The 17,842-nt window shown below is 69.0% G+C and carries 16 protein-coding genes; 8 read left to right on the top strand and 8 right to left on the bottom strand.

Annotated elements, in window-relative coordinates:
• Window position 1 precedes the first annotated feature (1 nt).
• The gene (locus AU195_RS24145; RefSeq protein WP_059161531.1) at window positions 2–856 is read right to left on the bottom strand and encodes an SDR family oxidoreductase; all 855 of its coding nucleotides are present in this window, start codon (window positions 854–856) and stop codon (window positions 2–4) included.
• 41 nt (window positions 857–897) lie between these two features.
• Window positions 898–1,533 (bottom strand): TetR/AcrR family transcriptional regulator, encoded by a 636-nt coding sequence (locus AU195_RS24140; protein WP_059161530.1) that lies wholly within the window; start codon window positions 1,531–1,533, stop codon window positions 898–900.
• Between the two features lie 119 nt (window positions 1,534–1,652).
• On the opposite strand from AU195_RS24140, the gene AU195_RS24135 reads away from it, so the two are divergent.
• On the top strand, window positions 1,653–3,146 hold the full coding sequence (locus AU195_RS24135) for a cytochrome P450 (RefSeq protein WP_059161529.1): 1,494 nt from the start codon (window positions 1,653–1,655) through the stop codon (window positions 3,144–3,146).
• Window positions 3,147–3,164: 18 nt separating this feature from the next.
• On the opposite strand, the gene AU195_RS24130 is transcribed toward AU195_RS24135, so the two are convergent.
• Window positions 3,165–3,665, bottom strand: coding sequence for a 2-isopropylmalate synthase (locus AU195_RS24130; RefSeq protein ID WP_059161528.1), 501 nt, complete (start codon window positions 3,663–3,665; stop codon window positions 3,165–3,167).
• Window positions 3,666–3,875: 210 nt separating this feature from the next.
• Between AU195_RS24130 and AU195_RS24125 the strand changes: the two genes are divergently transcribed.
• On the top strand, window positions 3,876–4,625 hold the full coding sequence (locus tag AU195_RS24125; protein ID WP_059161527.1) for a sulfite exporter TauE/SafE family protein: 750 nt from the start codon (window positions 3,876–3,878) through the stop codon (window positions 4,623–4,625).
• A gap of 7 nt (window positions 4,626–4,632) precedes the next feature.
• Here AU195_RS24125 and AU195_RS24120 read toward each other — a convergent pair whose 3' ends face one another.
• Together AU195_RS24120 and AU195_RS24115 are read right to left on the bottom strand one after the other, a co-directional pair.
• Complete coding sequence (locus AU195_RS24120) at window positions 4,633–5,697, bottom strand: phosphotransferase family protein (protein ID WP_059161526.1); 1,065 nt, start codon at window positions 5,695–5,697, stop codon at window positions 4,633–4,635.
• A gap of 12 nt (window positions 5,698–5,709) precedes the next feature.
• Window positions 5,710–6,537 carry a class I SAM-dependent methyltransferase gene (locus tag AU195_RS24115; protein ID WP_059161569.1) on the bottom strand — a complete coding sequence of 276 codons (828 nt, stop codon included), beginning with the start codon at window positions 6,535–6,537 and terminating at the stop codon, window positions 5,710–5,712.
• A gap of 126 nt (window positions 6,538–6,663) precedes the next feature.
• Here AU195_RS24115 and AU195_RS24110 point away from each other — a divergent pair, with 126 nt between their 5' ends.
• Window positions 6,664–7,335 carry a winged helix-turn-helix transcriptional regulator gene (locus tag AU195_RS24110; RefSeq protein WP_059161525.1) on the top strand — a complete coding sequence of 224 codons (672 nt, stop codon included), beginning with the start codon at window positions 6,664–6,666 and terminating at the stop codon, window positions 7,333–7,335.
• 54 nt (window positions 7,336–7,389) lie between these two features.
• Here the strand turns inward: AU195_RS24110 and AU195_RS24105 are convergent, their stop codons facing one another.
• Window positions 7,390–8,148, bottom strand: a complete 759-nt coding sequence (locus AU195_RS24105; RefSeq protein ID WP_059161524.1) for an SDR family NAD(P)-dependent oxidoreductase — start codon at window positions 8,146–8,148, stop codon at window positions 7,390–7,392.
• Between the two features lie 100 nt (window positions 8,149–8,248).
• Between AU195_RS24105 and AU195_RS24100 the strand changes: the two genes are divergently transcribed.
• The 4 genes from AU195_RS24100 (at window position 8,249) to AU195_RS25530 (ending at window position 13,938) form a co-directional block, all read left to right on the top strand.
• Window positions 8,249–9,787, top strand: a complete 1,539-nt coding sequence (locus AU195_RS24100) for a molybdopterin-dependent oxidoreductase (RefSeq protein ID WP_059161523.1) — start codon at window positions 8,249–8,251, stop codon at window positions 9,785–9,787.
• Between the two features lie 98 nt (window positions 9,788–9,885).
• Window positions 9,886–11,418 (top strand): ATP-dependent DNA ligase, encoded by a 1,533-nt coding sequence (locus AU195_RS24095; protein ID WP_059161522.1) that lies wholly within the window; start codon window positions 9,886–9,888, stop codon window positions 11,416–11,418.
• An 88-nt stretch (window positions 11,419–11,506) separates the two neighbouring features.
• Window positions 11,507–13,801, top strand: a complete 2,295-nt coding sequence (locus AU195_RS24090; RefSeq protein WP_059161521.1) for a carbon starvation CstA family protein — start codon at window positions 11,507–11,509, stop codon at window positions 13,799–13,801.
• A complete protein-coding gene (locus AU195_RS25530) occupies window positions 13,801–13,938 on the top strand; it encodes a YbdD/YjiX family protein (protein WP_502687379.1) in 138 nt (45 codons plus the stop codon). Before AU195_RS24090 ends, AU195_RS25530 begins: the two co-directional genes overlap by 1 nt.
• Before the next feature lies 1 nt (window position 13,939).
• Here AU195_RS25530 and AU195_RS24085 read toward each other — a convergent pair whose 3' ends face one another.
• Together AU195_RS24085 and AU195_RS24080 are read right to left on the bottom strand one after the other, a co-directional pair.
• On the bottom strand, window positions 13,940–15,175 hold the full coding sequence (locus tag AU195_RS24085; RefSeq protein WP_059161520.1) for a cytochrome P450: 1,236 nt from the start codon (window positions 15,173–15,175) through the stop codon (window positions 13,940–13,942).
• Complete coding sequence (locus AU195_RS24080) at window positions 15,172–16,233, bottom strand: LLM class F420-dependent oxidoreductase (RefSeq protein WP_059161519.1); 1,062 nt, start codon at window positions 16,231–16,233, stop codon at window positions 15,172–15,174. The genes AU195_RS24085 and AU195_RS24080 overlap by 4 nt, the downstream gene beginning before the upstream one ends.
• A 61-nt stretch (window positions 16,234–16,294) precedes the next feature.
• Here AU195_RS24080 and AU195_RS24075 point away from each other — a divergent pair, with 61 nt between their 5' ends.
• Window positions 16,295–17,791: an acyl-CoA carboxylase subunit beta gene (locus AU195_RS24075; protein WP_059161518.1), complete on the top strand. Its 1,497-nt coding sequence runs from the start codon at window positions 16,295–16,297 to the stop codon at window positions 17,789–17,791.
• Window positions 17,792–17,842 lie beyond the last annotated feature (51 nt).

Here is a 17,842-nt window from a genome sequence, read left to right as displayed (position 1 = left end):
CCTACCGGCGGGGCCGCAGGGCGCGGGAGAACAGCACGTTGACCTGCCGCATCGCCACGCTGTACGGCCACCACATGGTGCGCTTGAACAGATAGAGCGCCCGGATGTCGGGCGAGGTGTAGATCAGGTACCGGTTGCGGCGAACCCCGGCCAGGATGCGTTCCGCGACCCGTTCCGGAGATACGGCGTGGCCGCTGAACCGGTCCGTCCACTTCTTGACGTTCGGATCCTCGCGGTCGACGCCGGCGATCTGAACCGTCTGCACCAGTGGGGTTTTCACCGCGCCGGGTACCACCACCGACACCCCGATCCGATGCCGCGCGAGGTCGAAGCGCAGCACTTCGGACAGCCCGCGCAGACCGTACTTGCTCGCACTGTAGGCAGCATGCCACGGCAGCGCGACGAGGCCGGCCGCCGAGGACACGTTGACCAGGTGACCGCCCCTGCGCGCCTGGATCATCGGCGGGACGAAGGTCTCGATGACGTGGATGGGCCCCATCAGGTTGACGTCGATCATCGACTTCCAGTGCTGATGGGTGAGCCGGTCGACGGTGCCCCATGCCGAGACGCCGGCGATGTTCATCACGACGTCCATCGCGGGATGGCTGCGGTGGATGTCGGCGGCGAACTGCACGACGGCGTCGTGGTCGGAGATGTCGAGCGCCCGGTGCATCGCGACCTTCCCTCCGAGCGCACGCGCGTCGGCCACCGTGGTCTCGAGCCCGTCGGCGTCGCGGTCGGTGAGGAAGAGTTCGGCGCCGTCGCGGGCCAGTCGCAGGGCCGTCGCGCGCCCGATGCCGCTGGCCGCACCGGTGAGGAGACAACGCTTACCGGTGAATCCGCTGCCCTGCGTCATGGCGGTGACCCTACCTGTCCATCCCCGCCGGCCCCCGCCGCTCAGCCGTCGCGCAGGTCGGACCCGCCCCATAGTCCGTACAGCCACAGGCGTTCGACGACCTCGACCGCGCGTGCCGGGTCCGCGTCGCGGCCGATGAACCCGCTGTCGTGGGAGAGGGTCAGCGCCGTCGTCGCGACCAGCGTCCGGACCAGCGCGGGCAGGTCGTCGGAGATCGGCCGGGCGCCGTCGTCCTGGCGCACCAGGCCGACGATCTTGTCGATCACGGTGTCCTCGAAGTCGTTCATGATGTCGCGGATCTGCCCGTCGGTGTTCCGAGCCAGCGTGGTGGCCCTCATGATCGGGTTGTTGCTGGCGAACACCGCCGCGGCGTATCCGACCATGCGACGCGCGAAGGTGGCGGGTGACTCGTCGGCGTCGCGGGGCGCGAAATCGTGGGTGAGCTGGTCGAGTTCGGCCATCGCCTCGGCGACGATCACGGCCAGGACGGCGTATTTCGAGTCGAAGTAGAAGTAGAACCCCGACCGGGCGACGCCGGCACGCTCGCTGATCGTGCTGACCGACAGATCGACGAACGACTGCTCCTGCAGCAGCTCACGGACCGCGCCGACGATCGCGTCGCGTTGCCGGTCGCCGCGGCTGCGGCGGATCTCGGGCGTCTCGGATTCGGCGGTCATGGCAGTCAACCTTTGCACCGCGACCCGCCAGAACAAAACTTGACATGCGTCAAGACGGCCCGTCAGGATGTGGAGGAGGTGACGTCCACCACAGCGTTGTGATTACCAGGAGCGTTCAGATGGCGACCATCAGCACCCCGGAGTACCTGCTCGACCAGGCCAGGCGGCGGTTCACCCCGACGCTGAACACCATCCCCGGTATGGGCATCGTGGAGAAGCGCCTGCGCGACAAGCTGCAGAACCAGGAGTGGAAGCAGTTCGTGCTGGCAGAACCGCCCGCGGGAAGCGGGCTCAAGCCCGTGATGGGTGATTCCGGGCTGCCGGTGCTCGGCCACATGATCGAGACCTTCCGCGGCGGTCCCGACTACCTGCTGCAGGTGTACAAGACCTACGGCCCGCTGCACTACGCGTACTCCCCCGCGTTGCCTGCGGTGGTCGCACTCGGACCCGACGCCACCCAGGCCGTGTTCTCCAACAAGAACAAGGACTACTCGCAGAAGGGCTGGCATCCGGTCATCGGGCCGTTCTTCAATCGCGGCCTGATGCTGCTCGACTTCGACGAGCACATGTACCACCGCCGCATCATGCAGGAGGCGTTCACCCGCACCCGGCTGACCGGTTACGTCGAGCACATCGACCGGGTGGCCTCGCAGGTGATCGCGAACGACTGGGTCGAGAACGACCCGCGTTTCCTGTTCTACCCGGCCGTCAAGGAACTGACCCTCGACATCGCGTCGGTGGTGTTCATGGGCCACGAGCCGGGCACCGACAAGGAGCTGGTCACCAAGGTCAACGACGCGTTCACCATGACGACCCGCGCAGGCGGCGCGATCATCCGCACCGGTCTGCCGCCGTTCAAGTGGTGGCGGGGTCTGCAGGCCCGCAAGGTGCTCGACAACTACTTCGAGCAGCGGGTGAAGGAGAAGCGCGGCTCCGACGGCACCGACATGCTCACGGTCCTGTGCCATACCGCGGACGAGGACGGCAACACGTTCTCCGACCAGGACATCGTCAACCACATGATCTTCCTCATGATGGCGGCCCACGACACCTCGACCTCGACGCTCACCACGATGGCCTACCACCTGTCGCGCAACCCGGAGTGGCAGGAACGCTGCCGTGAGGAGTCCGACCGCCTGGGCGACGGCCCGCTCGACATCGAAGCGCTCGAGAAGCTCGAGACCCTCGACCTGGTGATCAACGAATCGCTGCGCATGGTGACGCCGCTGCCGTTCAACGTGCGCCAGGCGGTCCGCGACACCGAACTGCTGGGCCACTTCATCCCGGCGGGCACCGATGTGGTGCTCTGGCCGTCGGTGAACCATCACCTTCCGGAGCTGTGGACCGATCCGGAGAAGTTCGATCCGGCCCGCTTCACCGAGCCGCGCAACGAGCACAAACAGCACCGGTACGCGTTCGCACCCTTCGGTGGCGGCGCCCACAAGTGCATCGGGATGGTGTTCGGCCAGCTGGAGATCAAGACGGTGATGCACCGGCTGCTGCGCCGCTACCGGCTGGAGCCGCCGCGCCCCGGCTACGTCGCGAAGCTGGACTACGCGGGCATGCCGGTGCCGATGGACGGTATGCCGATCGTGCTGCGCCCGCTGCGCTGACGGGTCCCTACGCGCGGGTCAGGCGGCGATCAGCCGGTTGGCGCAGGCTATGACGGCCCGCAGCGCGGACTGAGTGGCGTCGCGGGACCATCCCATCGCCCACTCGGTGCGCGTGCCGTCGGAGCCGCGGATGAACGTCGCGGTGTGTGACCCGGCGGGCACCTGGTGAAAGGCGACCGTCTCGACGGCGATCCCCTCGTCGTGCAGCATCGCGGTCAGCGCCGCGATCGGTCCGCATGCGGCCGCCGTCGCGGTGCTGATCCGGTCGCCGAGCGCCAGCGTCGCCTGGTAGTTGCGGGCCTGCGGGCCCAGCCGGCCCGCCGGGCGTTCGGCGTCGGTGCAGGTCCACTGACCGAGTCGTAGCGGACCGGTCGTCGGGGCGTATTCGTCGAGAAACGCGTCCCAGGTCATCTCGCCGGCCTCCTCGCGCAGTCCACGTGGCAGCGGAGCGGCCACGACGGACGCGAATGTGGGCGTCAGGGCGGGTGATGGCGATTCGAGAATCGATGTGGTGATCATGTGCCGGTCTTCTCGTGATGGAGGTGACCGACGGTGTAGCAACGACCCACAGCGAGGGGTCGGTCCGGATCAGACCCCGCTGCGGGTTGCTACTACGAGTCGCCTTGGCACGTGGGCGATGCTAGACCTCTCCGCCGCCACGGTGCAAACACTTTCTGGCCGCACTCTCACGGCGAGAGGCCGCCGGGCCCCGGCACTAAGGTCTGCGCAATGGATTGGCCCGAGTTCGGTCTGTTGCTGGCCGCAGGCGTCCTGGGCGGCCTCACCGGCAGCATCGCCGGGTTGGCGTCGGTGGCCACCTATCCCGCGCTGTTGCTCGCCGGTCTGCCGCCGGTGGCGGCCAACGTGACGAACACGGTGTCGCTGGTCTTCAACGGCATCGGTTCGGTGCTGGGATCGAAGCCCGAGCTGCGGGGGCAGAGCGGGTGGCTCAAGCGCATCGTGCCCGCCGCGGCCCTCGGTGGTGTGGCGGGTGCGGCGCTGCTCCTGTCGACCCCGGCCGAGGGTTTCGAGAAGGTGGTGCCGATCCTGCTGGGCGGCTCGGCGATCGTCATCCTGCTGCCCCGCCGCTCCACCCCGGCGCACCCGGAGCGCCGCCCGCACGCCGGGGTCTGGGAGTCCGCCGTGATCTTCGCCATCTGCGTCTACGGCGGCTACTTCGGTGCGGCGGCCGGTGTGCTGCTGCTGGCCCTGCTGTTGACCACCGGCAGCGATACGCTCGCCCACGCCAACGCGGGCAAGAACGTCGTGCTCGGGGTCGCCAACACGACCGCGGCGCTGGTCTTCGCGGTGTTCGCGCCGGTGCATTGGGTGGCCGTCCTACCCCTGGGCGCGGGCTGCCTGCTGGGCTCCCGGCTGGGCCCGGTCGTGGTGCGCCGCGCGCCGGCCGGCCCGATGCGGCTGCTCATCGGTCTCGCGGGGGTGGCCCTGGCGGTCAAGCTCGGAGTCGACGCCTACTGAACAGGGCTCACAGGAACGGGTCGTCGCCCTTGGCGACGCGCATCCCGAGGTCGATCAGGTTCGTCGCCGAGGTGTGCAACCGCTCCCCGGCCTCCCGTGTCGCCCGGCCGGCCAGGAACCGCGACCACGTCCCCTCGATCACGACGCCGAGTTTGAAGCACGCCATCGCCAGATACCAGGGCAGCGCGTCGGTCCGCCGGCCGCCCGCCGACAGGTAGGCGTCCAGCAGGTCACTCCGGCTCGCCAGCCCGCCGAGGGCGGCCAGTTCCGATCCGGCGTTGATCGGGTTCGGTTCGTGCGGCCAGCAGATCAGCATCCAGCCGAGGTCGAGCAGCGGGTCGCCGACGGTGCACATCTCCCAGTCGATGAACGCCGCCAGCTCGGGCGTCTCCCGGCGCAGCAGCACGTTGTTGAGGTGGGCGTCGCCGTGCATGATGCCCGGCACACCGTCGGCGGGCCGATTCGTCTCCAGCCACTCGGCCAGATCCCCCACGGCGGGCAGGGAATCCGGGGAGTACCGCTCGTGGCGATAACTCTCGAGCAACCGCAGGAACTGCGGGACCTGGCGCGCCAGAAAGGAACCCGGCCGTCTGAGGGCGGCGAGTTCACTGCCCTCCCAGGGCACGTTGCCCAGGCGGGCCAGGCTGGCGGCGTAGGACAACCCCACCCGGTGGCGCATGTCGGGATCGTGGCGGTAGGCCTCGGCCACCTCGTTGCCGGGATTGAACCCGTCGACCTCCTCCATGAGGTAGAACACGACACCGAGCACGTCGAGGTCTTCGCACCCGGCGATGAAACCCGGGTGCGGGACGGGGCTTCCGGCCAGCGTGCGCAGCACGGCGATCTCGCGCTGCATCGTCTTGTCACTCGTCGGGCGCGGATGCACCGGCGGACGGCGCAGCACCATCGGCCGCCCGTCGAGGCGCAACCGGACGACGACGTTCTGGCTGCCACCGGCCAGCGGTTCCACGTCGGTGACCGTCGAGCCGAGGCCCTCCCTGCGGGCCCACTGCGTCAGGGCGGTCACGTCGGCGTCGGTCAGGGTGGGTAGTTGCTGCGCGGCGTCGGGCATGCCGACATCGTCTCAGGCCTTCCGCGCGGTCAGCAGCAGATACTCCCACTCCGTGCGCGAGGATTTGCCCATCAGCTCGTCACCCAGTCGAGCGATGTCGGCGTCGAGCTGTGCGGCCCGGTCCGCGTCGTCGCCGACGTTGCGGTACGCCGCGATGGTCGGGCCGTAGACGGCCTTGAAGTAGTCACGGAACTCGGCACCGTCGGCGAAGTGCGTCACCGGCAGCGTTCGGCGTTGCGCGACGACGTCGGTGACCCGGTCCCCGAAGAGCTCCCGCACGTGCTCCTCGCGACCCCACAGCGGCGGCGGCGAGGCACCCGGCGGCGGGGTCGGCATATAGGGCTTCATGGTGGCGAACAGCTGACCGATGTGACCCTCGGGCGTCCAGTTGATCAACCCGATCGTCCCACCCGGCCTGCACACCCGGAGCAGCTCGTCGGCGGCGCGTTGGTGGTACGGCGCGAACATCACCCCGATGCAGGACATGACGACGTCGAAGTCGTTGTCCGCGAACGGAAGAGCGTGCGCGTCGGCCTCCTGCCACTCGAGTTCGACACCGGCCTGCGCGGCGACCGCGCGGCCCGCTTCGAGCAGTTCGGGGGTCAGGTCACTCGCCGTCACCGAGGCGCCCTTCTGGGCGGCCGGGATGGCGGCGTTGCCGGTGCCCGCCGCGACGTCGAGCACCCGGTCTCCGGAGCCGATCCCGGCGGCCTCGACCAGCACCGGCCCCAACGGGGCGACGAGTTCGGCCGCCAGTTTGGGATAGTCGCCGGACGCCCACATCGACCGGTGCTTGGCGGCCAGTTGCCGGTCGTCGACCGTGGCGGTGTCACTGCTCATGGCTGTGTCCTCCTTGTTCGGGTGCACTCATCGTGGCCCCGTGTCCGCGGCGATTCCAGTTCTGTATCTGTACTGGCGGCGCCTTGTGCGCGACGATGTCTGTGCGGTCGTCGAGGAGGTGTGCCCATGTCGGGTTACGGCCAGTTCTGTCCGGTGGCCAAAGCCATGGAACTGCTCGACGAACGGTGGACGTTGCTCGTCGTGCGCGAATTGTTGCTCGGTAGTACACATTTCAACGATCTACGGCGGGGTGTGCCGAAGATGTCGCCGGCGCTGCTGTCGAAACGGCTCAAGGCGCTGACCCGAGCCGGAGTCGTCGAGCGTACCGAGATCGACGGGCGCACCAGCTATTCGCTCACCCGCTGCGGTGAGGAGTTGGCCGCGGTGGTCGACGCGTTGGGCGCCTGGGGTGCGCGCTGGATCGGGGAACTCGGCGATGAGGACCTCGATCCCCATCTGCTCATGTGGGACATCCGCAGAAGCGTTCCCGTGGAGCAATGGCCCACGGGCCGTACCACACTGGCGTTTCGACTCGACGATGTCGGTGCGCGGGCCTCACGGTGGTGGCTGGTGGTCACCGAGGGGCGCGCCGATGTCTGCGATGTCGACCCCGGCTACGAGGTCGCGGCCACCGTGCAGACCAGTCTGCGCGCGCTCACCAGGATCTGGCGCGGCGACTGCAGTTGGCAACACGCCCTTCTCGACGGCGACGTCGCGGTGTCCGGTCCGGCCGACGCGCGCCGCGCGGTGCCGTCCTGGATCGGCCAGGGGTCACTGGCCGCCGTCCCCCGGCCCTGAGGGGATTTCGGTGTAGTTGGTCGCGGCGAGCACGACCAACTACACCGACATCGCTTACTTGGGGGCGAACCGCTGCCCGGCGTCGAGCCGGATGCACTGCCCGTTGAGCATCGCGTTCTCGACGATGGCGACGGCCAGTTTGGCGTACTCCTCGGGACGGCCGAGCCGCTTGGGGAACGCGGCGTCCTTAGTGAGCTGGGCGGCGAACTCGTCGGGGATCCCCTCGGTCAGTCCGGTCGCGAACAGGCTCGGGGCGATGGCGAGCACCCGGATACCCAGGCTGCCCAGGTCGCGCGCCATCGTCAGGCACATGCCGGCGATGGCGGCCTTGGAGGCGGTGTAGGCGACCTGTCCGATCTGCCCCTCGAACGCCGCGATCGACGAGGTGTTGATGATGACCCCGCGCTCGTCGTCCTCGGGTTCGTTCTTGCTCATGTGCTCGGCGGCGAGCCTGCTGATGTTGAAGGTGCCGACGGTGTTGAGGTCCTGCACCTGGCGGAAGACGTCCAGGTCGTGCGGGCCGTTCTTCGACAGGGTCCGCATGGCCGAACCACCACCGGCCGTGGTCACCGCGATGTGCAGACCGCCGAGGGCCTCGACGGCCTGAGCGAGGACCTGCTCGGTGCCGGCGAAGTCCATGACGTCGACGGGATAGAACGTCGCGCCGAGCTCATCGGCCACCTCCTGACCCTTCGACTGCGGCCGGTCCAGCACCGCGACGGTCGCGCCGCGCTTGGTCAGCGCCTCGACGGTGGCGCGGCCGAAGCCGGACGCACCCCCGACGACGACGGCCTTCTTGCCCTCGATCTCCATCTAGCTCCCTTTCCACTTTGAGGTCGGACTGTAAAGGAACCTAGCCGACGTCACGGTTCGTTAAGGCCTTCGGGTGCGCGGACTGACTACGTTGGCGAACATGGCCGGCCCCCCACGCAGCACACGCGCCTGGTGCGGGATCGCCGCGGCGGCCGTTGCGCTCGGTGTCACGGAGTTGACGGCCGCGCTGTTCGGTCCGCAGGCCGACGCCCGCACCGCGGTGGGTTCCGCGGTCATCGACGTGACCCCCGGCCCCGTCAAGGAGTGGGCGATCTCGACGTTCGGCATGGCCGACAAACTGGTGCTGTCCGTTCTCGTGCTGGTGGTGATCGCGATACTCGCCGCGGCGGGCGCCGCGCTGCAGACGCGGCGCGTGCCGGTCGGCAGCGCCGTGATCGTCGCCGGCGGCGTGCTCGGGGGCGCGGCGGTGCTGTCCCGGTCCGGCGCCGGCGCGGTGGACCTGATCCCGACGGTGGCCGGGGTGCTGTGCGGGGTGGCGGTCCTTCACCTGCTGCTGTCCGGCCGCGTCACCGACGGCGGCGAGGTCGCCGCCGTCGACCGCGGCCGCCGGCTCTCGCTGATGGCGCTCGGGTTCCTCGCCGCCGGCGGTGTCGCGGGCGTCGCCGGGGCCGTCCTCTCCCGGCGCGCCGCCTCGGTCAGCGGTGACCGCGCCGCGTTCGCGCTGCCGCGCGTCGATGTGCCTGCGCGGTCGATACCTGCGGCGGTGCAGCCCTCCGGTGTGACGCTGCCGCCGTTCGTCACGCCCACCGCCGACTTCTACCGCATCGACACCGCGCTCAGTGTGCCGCAGTTGAGCCGCGACGAGTGGCGCCTACGGGTGCACGGGATGGTCGACCGCGAGGTCACCTACCGCTTCACCGACCTCGAGCGGTTCGAGGTGGTCGAGAAGGTCGTGACGTTGACGTGCGTATCGAACCTGGTGGGCGGCGACCTCGTCTCGAATGCCACGTGGACCGGATACCGTGTGCGAGACCTGTTGGCGGACGCGGAGATCCACGCCGACGCCGATATGGTCCTGTCCACCTCGACGGACGGTTTCACCGCGGGCACGCCGGTGGAGGCACTCACCGACTCGCGCGATGCGCTGCTGGCGATCGGCATGAACGGCGAACCGCTGCCGACCGAGCACGGGTACCCCGCGCGTCTCGTGGTGCCCGGCCTGTACGGGTATGTGTCGGCCACCAAGTGGGTCGTCGACCTGGAGCTCACGCGCTTCGACCGGGCACAGGCGTACTGGACGAGGCTGGGGTGGTCGGAGCGCGGACCCATCAAGACCCAGTCCCGAATCGACGTGCCCCGCAGCGGAACCGAGGTCGCGACCGGTCCGGTGACCTTCGGCGGTGTGGCGTGGGCGCAGAACCGCGGGGTGCGCGCCGTCGAGGTCCGCATCGACCCGCCCGGCGGTCGGGGCGAGTGGCGGCGGGCCCGGCTCGGCGAGAGCTACTCCGACGACACGTGGCGGCTGTGGAGCTACCCGTGGGAGGCGAAGGAGCCGGGCCGGTACACCATGACCGTCCGCGCCACGGACGACACCGGCGCGGTGCAGACCGAGGATCGCGCCGACCCGGTGCCCGACGGCGCGACGGGCTGGCACACGGTCACCTTCCGCGTCACCTGACCTTTCTGCGCGAGCGTGCGTGCCTGTACCCGACACGCCGCGATATCGGCGGCAGTTTGCGCACGTTCGCGAAGCTTCGGGCGTGCCATCCTCGAGGAGTGCTTCTCGTCGACGTCGCCACCGCCTCGACCGACGTCGGCTCGATGTCGTCGCGGCTGGCCAAGACCGCCAGGATCGCCGACCTGCTGGGCCGCGCGGGCGCCGAACACGATCCCCGACTGGTCGCTGTGACGGTGGCGTGGCTGTCCGGTGAACTGCCCCAGCGCCAGATCGGCGTGGGATGGGCGTCATTGCGGTCACTGCCCGCCCCGGCCGACGCAGCGGCGCTGACGGTGACGGCAGTCGACGCCGCGTTCACCGAGATCGGCGCCGTCTCCGGCAAGGGGTCGCAGGCCCGCCGCGCCGCCCTGATCGCCGAACTGTTCGCCGCGGCCACCACCGTCGAACAGACCTTCCTGCGCCGCCTGCTCACCGGAGAACTGCGGCAGGGCGCCCTGATCGGGGTGATGGCCGACGCGGTCGCGAAGGCGGCCGACATCCCCGCCGCAGAGGTCCGCCGCGCGGCGATGCTCGCCGGTGACCTGCCCGCGGTGGCCGCCGCGGCGCTCACTGGGGGCGATGCGGCACTGGCGGAATTCACCCTGCGGGTGGGCCGTCCGGTCGGGCCGATGCTCGCGCAGACCGCGACGGGAGTCGCCGAAGCACTGGACCGGCTGGGCGGAACCGCGGTGTTCGAGGCGAAACTCGACGGTGCCCGTGTGCAGATCCACCGCCGCGGACCGGAGGTCTCGGTCTACACCCGCTCCCTCGACGACGTCACCGCCCGCCTGCCGGAGGTCGTCGAGGCGGCGCTGGCGCTGCCGGTCACCGATCTGATCGCCGACGCCGAGGCGATCGCACTGCGCCCCGACGGTCGCCCGCACCGGTTCCAGGTGACCGCGTCGCGGTTCGGCCGGGCCGCCTCGCGCGCCACCCAGCCGCTGTCGGTGTTCGTCTTCGACCTGCTGCACGTCGACGGCACCGACCTGCTCGACCGCCCGACCGTCGACCGCGTGAGCGTCCTCGACGAGCTGGTGCCCGCGGCGCACCGCGTGGACCGGCTCATCACCGACGACGGTGCCGCCGCGCAGCGCTTCCTCGAGGCGACACTCGCCGCCGGGCACGAGGGGGTGATGGCCAAGGCCCCCGCCGCGCCGTACGAAGCCGGCCGCCGCGGAGCGGGCTGGTTGAAGGTCAAACCCGTCCACACCCTCGACCTGGTGGTCCTCGCCGTGGAATGGGGCAGCGGCAGACGCACCGGCAAGTTGTCCAACATCCACCTCGGCGCCCGCGACCCGGCGACGGGTGGTTTCGTGATGCTGGGCAAGACGTTCAAGGGCATGACCGACGCCGTGCTCGACTGGCAGACCACCCGGTTCCTCGAGTTGGCCGACGGCCCGACGGACGGTTACACCGTCAAGCTGCGGCCCGAGCAGGTGGTCGAGATCGCGTTCGACGGCGTCCAGCGTTCGACGCGGTATCCGGGCGGGATGGCGCTGAGATTCGCGCGCGTCCTGCGCTACCGAGACGACAAATCGCCGGCGGAGGCGGATACCGTCGACACCGTCCGCGCGTTCTACGAGCGCGGCTGAAAGCCCGGAATCGACTCACGGCCGATTTCGTCGGTGCGAGGATCGACCACAGGCACCTGACACTGTCGCGCCATCGTAGGGAGGGATCGTGGCCACACCCACCGCCGCACCATCGGAGCGCTTCGAGGAGACCGTCGGCGACGTCACCTACATCCGCACGGACCGGGATCTGCCGCCGGTGGCGATCATCGACCGGTCCCCGATCACCACCAGACACCGGATCGTGTTCGGGCTCATCGCGCTCGCGGGGGCGATCGCGTGGGCGGTTATCGCGTTCTTCCGCGGCGAGACCGTCAACGCCGTCTGGTTCGTGATCGCCGCCATCTGCACCTACGTGGTGGCGTTCCGGTTCTACGCGCGCCTGATCGAGATGAACATCGTCAAACCGCGCGACGACAACGCCACGCCTGCCGAGCTTTTCGAGAACGCCACCGACTACGTGCCGACCGACCGCCGGGTGCTGTTCGGTCACCACTTCGCCGCCATCGCCGGTGCGGGCCCACTCGTCGGACCGGTCCTGGCGATGCAGATGGGCTTCCTGCCGGGCACCATCTGGATCATCATCGGCGCGGTGTTCGCCGGATGTGTGCAGGACTACCTGGTGCTGTCCATCTCGACACGGCGCCGGGGCCGCTCGCTGGGCCAGATGGCCCGCGACGAACTGGGAGCCGTCGGCGGGGCCGCCGCGATCGTCGGTGTGCTGGTCATCATGGTGATCCTGCTGGCGGTGCTGGCGCTGGTCGTGGTCCAGGCGCTGGCCCAGAGCCCGTGGGGGGTGTTCTCCATCGCGATGACGATCCCGATCGCGCTGTTCATGGGTGTCTACCTGAGGTTCCTGCGGCCCGGCCGGGTGTCCGAGGTGTCGGCGATCGGCGTGGTGCTGCTCCTGCTGGCCGTCGCCTCCGGTCGGTGGGTGGCCGAAACCTCGTGGGGCGCATCTTTGTTCGACCTGTCGCCGGTCGCGCTGAGCTGGGCCGTCATCCTCTACGGGCTGGCCGCTTCGGTCTTGCCGGTCTGGTTGCTGCTCGCCCCGCGCGACTATCTGTCGACGTTCATGAAGGTCGGCACCATCGCGCTGCTCGCGGTCGGCATCCTCATCGCCCGCCCCGTCATGGAGGCGCCGGCGATCTCGAACTTCGCCGCCAGCGGCACCGGTCCGGTGTTCGCCGGATCCCTGTTCCCGTTCCTGTTCATCACGATCGCCTGTGGCGCGCTGTCGGGCTTCCATTCGCTGATCTCCTCGGGCACCACTCCGAAGCTGCTCGAGAAGGAAAGCCAGATGCGGCTGATCGGCTACGGCGGCATGCTGACCGAATCGTTCGTCGCGATCATGGCGCTGATCACCGCCGCGATTCTCAACCAGCACCTGTACTTCACGCTCAACGCTCCCGCCGCCCAGACGGGCGGTACGGCCGAGACCGCGGCGGAGTACGTCAACGGCCTCGGACTGTCCGGCGCGCCGATCACCCCGGAGCAGATCGACGAGGCCGCCAGGAGCGTGGGCGAGAGCTCGATCGTCTCGCGCACCGGTGGTGCGCCCACGCTGGCGTTCGGCATGTCCGAGGTGCTCAGCAGCGTGTTCGGTGGCAGTGCGCTCAAGGCCTTCTGGTACCACTTCGCGATCATGTTCGAGGCCCTGTTCATCCTCACGACCGTCGACGCCGGCACCCGGGTGGCGCGGTTCATGCTGTCCGACGGCCTGTCGAATCTCGGTGGGCCGCTGCGCAAACTGAAGGATCCGAGTTGGCGCGTCGGCGCCTGGATCTGCAGCGTGATCGTCGTGGCCGCGTGGGGCAGCATCCTGTTGATGGGGGTCACCGATCCGCTCGGCGGCATCAACACGCTGTTCCCGCTGTTCGGTATCGCCAACCAGTTGCTCGCGGCGATCGCGCTGACCGTCGTCACGGTCGTCGTCCTCAAGAAGGGTCACCGCAAGTGGGCGCTGGTGCCCGGCATTCCGCTGCTGTGGGATCTGGTCATCACACTGACCGCGTCGTGGCAGAAGATCTTCTCCGGCGATCCCAAGGTCGGCTACTGGACCCAGCACTTCCAGTACAAGTCGGCGCTGGCGCAGGGCAAGGAGTCCTTCGGCGCGGCCAAGAATACCGACCAGATGAACGACGTCATCCGCAACACCTTCATCCAGGGCACTCTGTCGATCGTGTTCGCCGTGCTCGTCGTGATCGTCTTCGCCGCCGGCGTCATCATGGCGGTCCGCGCGCTACGGGGCACCGCGCCGCCGACCACCGAGGAGGAGGCGCTGCCGTCGCGGATCTTCGGCCCCTCCGGCCTGCACACCACCGCACGGGAGAAGGAGGTGCAGAAGCAGTGGGACGCGTTGTCGGCATCACACGCCAAATCCGTTGGTACGTCGCTTCATTGATGGGCGACAACCATTACCGCCGATACCTCGAGCACCGGCGGCGCACCCATCCGGGCGAGCCGGTGCTCACCGAGCGCGAGTACTGGCACATGCGGCATGCCGCCGCCGACGCCGATCCCGGGGCGCGGTGCTGCTGACTCAGGTCAGGGCGTACCGGAGCGGCAGGTGCTTCAGCCCGCCGACGAACGTCGTCGCGACGTGTTCGGGACGGCCGGCCAGTTCGACCGACCGCAGTCGCGGCAGCAACTCGGAGAAGAAGCTGCTGACCTCCATCCGCGCCAGCGCCGCGCCGAGACAGAAGTGCACCCCGTAACCGAAGGCGATGTGCCGGTTGGGATCCCGGCCGACGTCGAAGGTGAACGGCGCGTCGAACACGTCTTCGTCGCGGTTGCCCGAAACATAGGACAGCAGAAGCGATTCACCCGCCCTGATCGGCACGCCGCGCACGTCGGTGTCCTCGGCCGCCGTACGCATGAACGCCTTGACCGGCGTCACCCAGCGGATCATCTCCTCGGCCGCGAGTCCCATCAGGCCCGGGTCAGCCTGCAACCGGTGCAGTTGGTCGGGGTGTTCGATGAGCGCGAGCATGCCGCCGGAGATGGTGGCGCTGGTGGTGTCGTGGCCTGCGGCCGCCACGATCGCGTAGTAGGACACCGTGTCGATATCGGACAGCGGTTCGCCACCCAACCGGGCGTTGGCGATGGCCGAGGCGAGATCGTCGGTGGGGTGCTCCCGTCGGGATGCGGTCAACGCGGTGAAGTACTGGAACATCTCCAGCAACGCGGCCATCTGGTCCTCGGACGACTCACCGCGCTGGAACTCCTCGTCGTCGCTGCCGAACAGTTCCTGGGTGAGCCGCAGCATCAGCGGGAAGTCGGCCTCGGGCACTCCGAGCAGCGACATGATGACGTAGAGCGGATAGTTGACCGCGACCTCTTGGACGAAGTCGCACTCCGGACCCGCGGCGAGCATCTTGTCGACATAGATCCTGGCCAGCTCGTCGACGCGAACCTTCAACGCCCGCATCGCCTTCGGCCTGAACCAGTCGGCGCCGATGGCCCTCAGGTCGCGGTGTTCGGGGTCGTCGAGGTGGATCAGCGTGCGGATGCCCACACCCGCCTGCAGCTCGTCGGCGGCCGCGGTCATCAGCACCGAACGCGGCGAGTTGGTGAACAGGGTGTTCGCCCGTTCGACCGCCAAGATGTCGGCGTGTCTGGTGATCGCCCAGAACGGTCGGTAGCCGTCGACCTCCACCCACGACACCGGCGCGTGTGCCCGCAGGTGCGTCAGGGCCGCGTGCAGTGCCGGCTCGTCGGTGTAGGCCTTGGGGGTGGCGAACACCCTGGCGGCCTCGTCGATGATCGGGGCGCTCATGCGTTGCTCCTCCCTGCGGCGGCCGTGAGGCCGCGCAACTCGTGCAGTACAGCGGTGACGGTGGCGTCGGGCACGCCGGCCGGAAACGCGGGCAGCACACGGTCGATCACCCCGTCGCAGCGGTCACGCAGCCTGGCGGCGACGGTGTCCAGCGGCGCGACGACGGCGAACGCGTCCAACACGTCGTCGTCGATCAGCGCCCCCATGGCGTCCCATTCGCCCTGTCGGGACAGCCGGTGCAGTTCGGTGTGCAGATCGCCCCACCCGTGCAGGTCGAGCACCCTGCGATAGGCGGGTGTAGACCCGTAGAACGCCAACTGTTTGCGGGTCCCGACGCTCGCCGCGCGGACGTCCTCGGCGGTCTTCCCCGTCACGACGAACACCGGACACGACACCTGGAAGTCGCTGCGCCGCCGGCCCGCGCGCGCCATCCCCTCCGACAACGCCGGGGTGGTGACCTCGTCGAGGTAGCGCTTGGTGGTGAAGGCGTGCGCCAGCAGACCGTCGGCGACCTCACCGCACATCCGCGTCATCGCCTCGCCGACGGCGGCGATGAAGATCTTCGGGACGCCGTACGGATGCGGTTCGGGCACGAACATCGGCGTCATGATCTTGTGGGTGTAGAACTCGCCGTCGAACCGCAACGGGGTGCCGTCGTGCCAACACGACCAGATCTCCCGCAGCGCGGCGACGAATTCGCGCATCCGACGCACCGGATGGCTCCACGGCATCGAGAACCGCTTCTCGATGTGCGGCTGGATCTGGGTGCCCAGACCGAGGATGAAACGCCCGCTCGAATAGGCCTGCAGATCCCACCCGATGTTAGCCACCGTCATCGGGTTTCGGGCGAACGCCACCGCGATGCTGGTGCCGATCTCGAGCCTGGTGGTGTGCTCGGCCGCGAGCAGCAGCGGAAGGAACGGGTCGTGATTGATCTCGCCGGTCCAGCAGCCGTCGTAGCCCTGGTCTTCCAGCGCGGTGGCCACCTCGGTGACGCGGTCGAGTCGGCTGGGGATGCCTCGGTCCACCTTGAGGCCGGGCACTGCACCGTCACCCATGGGAGAGGACGCTACAGTAAGCAATTCAGTAAGGTCAACGATCGTGAATGAGGGCCGACGGATGACGGACGCGCAGGACTGGCGGGAGACGCTCGAGGACCTCGACCGTCGCCGGGCGCACACCTACGGGATGGGCGGGCCGGAGCGGGTCGCCAAGCACCACGGCAAAGGCAAACTCGACGCGAGGGCACGCATTGCACGGCTACTGGACCCGGATACCTTCTGCGAGTTCGGCACACTCGTCGGTGGCGACATCGCGGCCGACGGTCTGGTCGCCGGCTCCGGCCGGGTCGGCGGTGTCCCGGTCATGGTGGGCGCCGAGGACTTCACGACACTCGCGGGCAGCATCGGGCCGGGCGGCAACGCCAAACGGTACCGGCTCGCGGAGTTGGCGCTGCGCAACAAGATTCCGCTGGTGATGTTGTTGGAGGGCGCGGGTTTCCGCCCCAGCGGCGAGCACTACGGGCGCACACCGACCGACCTGATCATCCAGGCGCAGTGCTCTGGCAAGGTGCCCACGGTCGCGGCGGTGCTGGGACCGTCCGCCGGCCACGGCGCGCTGGTGGCCCCGGTGTGCGACTTCACGATCATGAGCGCGGGCGGCGCGATCTTCACCGCCGGTCCCCCGGTGGTCAAAGAGTCCACCGGAGAGGACATCTCGAAGGAGGACCTGGGTGGCCCGGAGGTCGCGCTGACCAGCGGGGTCATCCACAACTACGGCGAGGACGACGAGACAGTGCTCGACGACATCCGTCGGTACCTGTCCTACTTCCCGTCCAGCGCGTGGTCCTATCCCCCGACCCGACTCGCCGACGACACCGCCGATCCGCGCCCTACTCCGGAACTGCTCGACATCGTCTCCCGCGACAATCGCCACATCTACGACATGCGCACCGTGCTCGACGTGGTCTTCGACCGGCCCGACTGGTTGGAGGTCCAGCCACGGTTCGGGCGCGCGATCATCTGCGCGCTGGCGCATCTGGGCGGCTTCCCCGTCGCGGTGGTGGCTAACCAGCCAGAGGTGATGGCCGGTTCCATCGACGCCGACGCTGCCGACAAGGCCGCGCATTTCATCACCGTCGCCGATTCGTTCCACCTGCCGATCGTGTTCCTCGCCGACAATCCGGGGATGCTGCCGGGCAGCCGCTCCGAACGCAGCGGCGTGTTGCGCAGCGGCGCGCGGATGTTCGCCGCGCAGACCGCCGCGACGACGCTCAAATTGCATGTCACACTGCGCAAGGCGTTCGGTTTCGGCTCGATGGTCATGTCGCTGTTGGGCTTCGACGACCAGGTGGCGACCTTCGCGTACCCGGGCGCCACCATGGGCGCGATGAGCGCCGCGGCGATGAGCCGGGCGACGCACGCCGGCGAGGACTACACCGAGGTGCTCAAGCGGATGGAGCTGGAGGCCAGTTACCGCTCGGCCGGCCACCTCGGGTTCGACGAGCTGATCTCACCGGTCGAGACCCGTGAGCGGCTGTTGACGGCGCTGCAGCACGGGATCTTCAGCCGTCAGCAGGTCGCCGAACCGGTGAGCCGCACGGTCATCATGCCCTAGCGATTTCGGCGCGCAAACGTACGCTCATCGTACGTAAGCGCGCCGAAATCA

The organism is Mycobacterium sp. IS-1496 (assembly GCF_001499995.1).
Lineage (GTDB): Bacteria > Actinomycetota > Actinomycetes > Mycobacteriales > Mycobacteriaceae > Mycobacterium.
This window is presented reverse-complemented; position numbering and strand designations above follow the sequence as displayed.